Below are 6,084 nucleotides of genomic sequence, written 5' to 3' on the forward strand. Positions count from 1 at the left end.
CGATGGTTTTAAAAATGCCATTTTCCATAGTTGAGTATCTGCGCCACATATGAAACAATGAATCAGACCTGAAATTGCTTTTTGACCAAAGCGATATCCTCTTCATACTTCAAGTGTGTGTTGCGGAACATCTGGCGGAACATGTCTTGAACACCGATTTCCAGCGCCTTGATCCCCTCGCCGGTTACCCCGCCTTTTACACAAACCTTTTTCTGCAGTGTCGGCAGCGTGTACAGCTCTGTTTCGAGAAGTCTCCCCAAGCCGACAAGCATTTCCTTGGACATCAAAATAGCGTCCTCTTTTGACACCGATGTTTCTTCAACGGCTGCCTGGATAAATTCCTGAATTAAGTAGCTCATAAAGGCGGGACCGCAGCTGACGATATCCGAGGCAACACGGGTGATGCCGTTTTCGATTTCCAAAGGAATCGAAATCTTCTCCATCAGTCCTGTGATTTTTTCCTTTGTTGCTGCATTGCAGCTCTTACCGAATGTTAAAAGCGAAACGCCCGATAAAGCCCTGTTGGTGATGCTCGGGATCACCCTTGCAGCCTGACAGGAAACGACCGTTTCCAGCTGTTCGACCTGGACGGGGCTCGTTATCGTGATCACAATCTGATCCGGTGTGAAAACAGGCGCTAAACGCTTTAACAGAGGGTATATATCGTGCGGCTTTACACAAATAAATACGGCCTCGCTTTCGGCAACGGCTTCTTCCGGCCGCTCTCTGACCCGGATGTCTGGAAATCGCTTTTTTATGTTTAACGCTTTGCCGATCGTTCTGTTTGTAATGGTTAAAGATGAGGGAATGACCGCTTCGGATTCAATTAACGCCTCGATAAGTATAGTCCCCATGTTTCCCGTCCCGATAAAGCCGATATTCAATCGTTCTCCCCTCCTTTAAACGTGTATCTTTTAAACGATATGACCGCTCCAGTTAAAATATGTATGGAAGCAGGTGAGTTGTTGATGAACAGGCTGAAGCGCTACAAATGGCCAGCGGCCGGAGGGATACTTGCAGCACTTTTTATCATCGCAGTCGCTGTGATGTCAAACATACGCAGCGAACCAGCCGGGAGCAATGCTGTGCCGGCAGAGGCCGCCGCTTCTTCATCCGGCCGTGCTGCCAAAAAGGAAACGAAAGAAAACGACGAAATTGTGATCGATCTGAAGGGCGCCGTCAAAAAGCCCGGCGTTTATGAGATGAAGGCGGGCGAGAGGGTGCATCATTTGCTGAAAAAGGCGGGAGGTACCGTGAAAAATGCAGAAGAGAAACAAGTCAACCTGGCCGCTGTCCTTCAGGATGGGATGGTGATTTATATTCCGTATGAAGGCGAGGAAGGCGTTCAAACCGGTGCGGGAGGAGGATCATCATCGACAGCGGGGGGCGAAGCAGAAACGGTTAACATTAATACCGCTTCATCGGAAGAGCTTCAGGCGATCCCGGGCGTCGGACCTTCAAAAGCGGAAGCGATCGCAGCATACCGTGACGAGAACGGTCCGTTTCAAACGGTGGAAGACATTACAAACGTTTCAGGCATCGGAGAAAAAACATTTGAAAAAATAAAATCGTCAATATCAGTGAAGTAAATTGACGCCAAAGGACAATCATATGTAAACTTAGGGAAGTCTTACATCGTATTTGGAGGGAATTCAACGTGGAACGCATTTCTTGGGATCAATACTTCATGGCGCAAAGCCATTTGCTCGCGCTTCGCAGCACTTGTACAAGGCTCGCTGTCGGGGCGACGATTGTCAGGGATAAACGAATTATAGCAGGGGGGTACAACGGGTCAATCGCCGGAGGGGTCCACTGTGCAGATGAAGGATGCTACCTTATCGACGGGCATTGTGTCAGGACCATTCACGCGGAAATGAATGCGATCCTTCAATGCGCAAAATTCGGAGTGCCGACAGAAGGCGCTGAAATATATGTAACTCACTTTCCGTGCATCCAGTGCTGTAAATCAATTATTCAATCAGGCATCAAAACCATATATTATGCAAAGGATTATAAGAATCATCCGTACGCAGTTGAGCTTTTTGAACAGGCTTCGGTCAGGGTGGAACAGGTAGAACTTGACGAAATGATTATCGATTTGAAAAATCGGGAGAAATTATCGTTTGTTGCAGATCTGATACAGAAGCTGTCAGAGGCGGGGCTTGAAGAAGCGGAGATCAGAAAAATACATGAACAGGCGAATAAGCTGTTTACGAGCTACGTGTAATGTAACATGGGCACCTACCGCATCCTTCCTTGCGGAGCAATTTCGGCGGCGGCCGGAATTGCTTCTGCTCAAAGCTCCTCTCTTCTCCCCTTAGCCGCCTTTTTATGTCTGTTTTTCATCCTCTGTCTGATTAAAAAACAATTTTTTCTTTTTATCATTTGTACACTTGTTTGCGGTTTTTATTTTGGTTATTTTCTCATCATCGACAGATCGAATACGTCGAGTTACCGGGAAGGCGCGTACCATGCGGCTGTATCGATTCGCGATATTCCCAGAATCGACGGGGACCGTCTCGCTTTCACAGCCGAAACGGCTGAAGGAGAGGCCGTGAAAGCGGGTTACATCATAAAGTCCCTGCAGGAAAAAGCGGCGCTATCAGCGCTCGATCCGGGGAGCACGTGTTTTATGAAAGGCGAATTAAAAATGCCTAAAAAAGAGACTGTACCCGGGACGTTTGACTATAAAGAATATTTGCGCCAGCAGGGCATTCACTGGAATTTTACGGTTCAGTCGATCGAAAACTGCAAGTCCGGCGGCGTCCTGATGCCGTTTTTGCTGAAAATCCGCAAGGCCGGACTTGTTTTTATAGAAAAAAATGTACCAGAATCATCAGCTGGTATTGTGCAGGCGCTGACGTTCGGCGACAGGTTTCTGATCGAGCAGGAAGTGATTGACGGATATCAAACGCTCGGGATCATCCACCTTTTGGCGATTTCCGGGCTTCACATTGGGATTATTTCAGCAGCTTTTTTCTACATTTTGCTGCGGATCGGCATGACGAGAGAATGTGCAAAATGGTCGTTGATCATCATGCTCCCCGTTGCCGCCGTGTTAACAGGAGGGGCACCCTCTGTGCTGAGAGCGGCGTTCATGACAGAAATTTACCTCGTTTCTTCATTGTGCAAGAATCGTCTAAGGGGCGCCCAGGTGATCAGCATCGCCTTTCTCGGACTTTTGTTATACAGCCCTTATATGCTGTTTCAGGCCGGTTTTCAGCTCTCCTTTGCAGCGTCATTCGTCTTTATTCTCTCGAAGAAAATACTAGTAAAGCCTAAACGTCAAGCCGCCCGGCTATTGCTTTCCTCCTTTGCGGCCCAGCTCGGTTCTCTTCCGATTCTTCTCTTTCACTTTCAAGAGTTTTCATTTCTCAGCGTGCTGATGAATCTATTTTTTATACCGTTTTATGTGATGGCTGTTATGCCGCTGTCATTGGCCGGTCTATCGGCATTATGGATTGCGCCCCCGCTTGGGGAACTTGCAATCGGTGCACTCGATGCGCTGCTCCGGTGGAGCCATGTTGTGGTTAAAACTGTTTCTTCCGTTGATTTCTTCACATATTCGGCCGTCCAGCCGGATGTCCTCCAGTTGCTTTTTTACCTTGTTGCAATATGTTTTCTTTTCATCTCCATGGAAAGAGAGGCCTCTATTCAAAGGCTCATCATCCCGGTTTGTCTGCTTGCCTGCGCTTTTTTGTTTCACGCCTCCGCGCCGTATCTCACCCGTGAAGGGGAAGTTACGGTGCTAGATATCGGGCAGGGTGACAGCATATATGTCAGCGCGTCCGGACAAAACGGACGTGTCTTGATCGATACAGGGGGAATCGTTTCTTTCAAAACTGAGGAATGGCGAAAAAGGAAACATGAGTTTTCCTTGGGAGATCGAGTGTTAATGCCGTTCCTCGCTTCAAAAGGGGTGAAAAAACTCGATGCATTAATTTTGACTCATGCTGATCAGGATCATATTGGAGAAGCTGAAGTTTTGATCAGGAAGCATAAAGTGAAACAACTGATTGTGCCGATCGGTTATGCTGCTGAGCCGGCGGATGAAAAGCTCCTCCGCTTCGCTGCGGAAAGGGGCGTGGATGTGAGAACAGCCAAAAGGGGAGACCGTTTGAAGATCGGTGATCTGGTATTTGACGTTCTTTCGCCGGAGACAGCGAACGGAAGCAGCAAAAATAACGGTTCCCTCGTTTTATGGATGAAGGCTGGCGGCTTCAGCTGGCTGTTAACAGGCGACTTGGAACAGCAGGGCGAGCGGGAGATCATCGAAGCCTATCCGGATCTGAAAGCCGATATTCTGAAAGTCGGCCATCATGGCAGCAAAGGATCGACAGGGGAGGAATTGATCAAACAAATCGAGCCGAAAATCGCGCTCATCTCCGCTGGGGAACACAATCGCTACGGCCATCCGCATGAGGAGGTGCTGGAGGTTTTAAAGCGTCATCAGGTCAAGGTGTTCAGGACGGACCGGGACGGGGCGGTTCAGTACCTATTTAAAAGAGGGGACGGAACGTTTTTGCTTCATCCTCCATATGATACAGTATATTCCCCGTAACAGAAAAAAGACTGCGTCTAAGCAGTCGGCAGCTGGCGGAAAGAATTCATTTTTAAGTTTGTGTTAAGCAACATGTGCGACCGGAGTCAATCCGGTTTTGATCATCCGGCCAGATGTATGACAGTAGCGATGATAAACATTACAGCAAAGAATCCAAAACTCACGACAAAACCGACACCCGAGTCTACAAGATCGTTACGTTTGCTTTGTACGTCTTTTTCAAATTCATTCACAATTTACCCCTCCTATTTGTATCCAGTATAATTCAATTCTTTAGAAAAATCTAGAAGCTTCCTGCAACCGTTTTCTACATTTTATGAACATCGTCTTTTATAAACTGACCCGGGGGTTTATAGAAGGCGTTTATTATAAATGAGAGAGCGGATGACTCCGTTTCTCTCTTTACTATTTGCAAAACACGCTTTAGGATAGAAGGGAAGGATGAAAGAGAGGAAAGTACAGATGACGGTATTTGATGTTTGGAGAAGCTTGAAAAAAGGCGATATTCATCCTGTTTATTGTTTGTACGGAAAAGAGACATATCTGCTGCAGGAGACGGTTCAAAGGATTAGACAAGCCGTCGTTGACGAAGAAACAAAAGACTTTAACCTTTCCGTATTTGACCTGGAAGAAGATGCTCTCGATCTTGCTGTTGAGGATGCTGAAACCTTTCCTTTTATGGGGGAGAGGCGTCTCGTCGTTGCCAAAAATCCGACTTTTTTAACGGCTGAAAAAAAGAAAGACAAGCCTGAGCACAACCTTGAGGCACTTGAAGCTTATATTTCGCAGCCTGCGCCGTATTCCGTATTTGTTTTGCTGGCTCCGTACGAAAAGCTTGATGAACGAAAAAAGCTGACAAAGCTGCTGAAAAAACACGCGGATATGGTCGAGGCAAAGGAGCTGAACGGGCCTGAAACGGCTGACTTTATTAAAGGCCTCGCCAAATCAGAGGGGAAGCAAATCGATTCAGGCGCGGCGGAAGAGCTGGTCATTCTGTGCAATGCGAGCCTGTCGGCCATTGCTCAAGAGGTCAAAAAGCTCAGTACATATATCGGAGACCGTGATGAAATCTTGCTGGACGACGTCAGAAAGCTCGTCGCAAGGGGGCTTGAGCAGAATATTTTCGAATTGATCAACAAGGTCGTCAATCGCAGGCGGACGGAGGCGCTTCAGATTTTTTACGACCTTTTGAAACAGAATGAAGAACCGATTAAAATGATGGCATTGATCGCCAATCAGTTCCGCCTCATATTGCAAACGAAATATTTTTCGCAGCAAGGTTACGGACAGAAGCAAATTGCCTCAAACCTGAAAGTCCATCCTTTCAGAATCAAGCTGGCGATCGATCAGGCGAGGCTGTTTTCCGAAACGGAGCTCAAAAGCATCATGGAGCAGCTCGCCGTGATGGATTATGAAATTAAGACAGGAAAAAAGGACAAGCAGCTGCTGCTTGAGCTGTTTTTGCTGAAGCTTTTGTAGCCGAATGAATAAAGCGGCCCTCAACATGAACTGCACCCCAATTG

At 47.3% G+C, this 6,084-nt stretch carries 6 protein-coding genes; 4 read left to right on the plus strand and 2 right to left on the minus strand.

The genetic code is table 11. The features are described 5' to 3' along the window. Positions 1-62: 62 nt before the first annotated feature. Entirely contained in the window at positions 63-884 is an 822-nt protein-coding gene (gene comER, locus V7126_RS17730) for a late competence protein ComER (protein ID WP_175076596.1), read from the minus strand. An 84-nt stretch (positions 885-968) separates the two neighbouring features. Here comER and V7126_RS17735 point away from each other — a divergent pair, with 84 nt between their 5' ends. The 3 genes from V7126_RS17735 (at position 969) to V7126_RS17745 (ending at position 4,561) form a co-directional block, all read left to right on the plus strand. Further along, entirely contained in the window at positions 969-1,589 is a 621-nt protein-coding gene (locus V7126_RS17735; protein WP_438823808.1) for a helix-hairpin-helix domain-containing protein, read from the plus strand. 68 nt (positions 1,590-1,657) lie between these two features. Further along, positions 1,658-2,227, plus strand: a complete 570-nt coding sequence (locus V7126_RS17740) for a ComE operon protein 2 (protein ID WP_175076598.1) — start codon at positions 1,658-1,660, stop codon at positions 2,225-2,227. Positions 2,228-2,233: 6 nt separating this feature from the next. Then, complete coding sequence (locus V7126_RS17745) at positions 2,234-4,561, plus strand: DNA internalization-related competence protein ComEC/Rec2 (RefSeq protein ID WP_335498015.1); 2,328 nt, start codon at positions 2,234-2,236, stop codon at positions 4,559-4,561. 101 nt (positions 4,562-4,662) lie between these two features. Here V7126_RS17745 and V7126_RS17750 read toward each other — a convergent pair whose 3' ends face one another. Continuing rightward, on the minus strand, positions 4,663-4,794 hold the full coding sequence (locus V7126_RS17750; protein WP_048355472.1) for a YqzM family protein: 132 nt from the start codon (positions 4,792-4,794) through the stop codon (positions 4,663-4,665). 229 nt (positions 4,795-5,023) lie between these two features. Here V7126_RS17750 and holA point away from each other — a divergent pair, with 229 nt between their 5' ends. Continuing rightward, the gene (gene holA / locus V7126_RS17755) at positions 5,024-6,040 is read left to right on the plus strand and encodes a DNA polymerase III subunit delta (protein WP_335498018.1); all 1,017 of its coding nucleotides are present in this window, start codon (positions 5,024-5,026) and stop codon (positions 6,038-6,040) included. Positions 6,041-6,084 lie beyond the last annotated feature (44 nt).

The organism is Bacillus sp. JJ675, from assembly GCF_036963165.1.
Taxonomy (GTDB): Bacteria; Bacillota; Bacilli; order Bacillales; family Bacillaceae; genus Bacillus; species Bacillus glycinifermentans.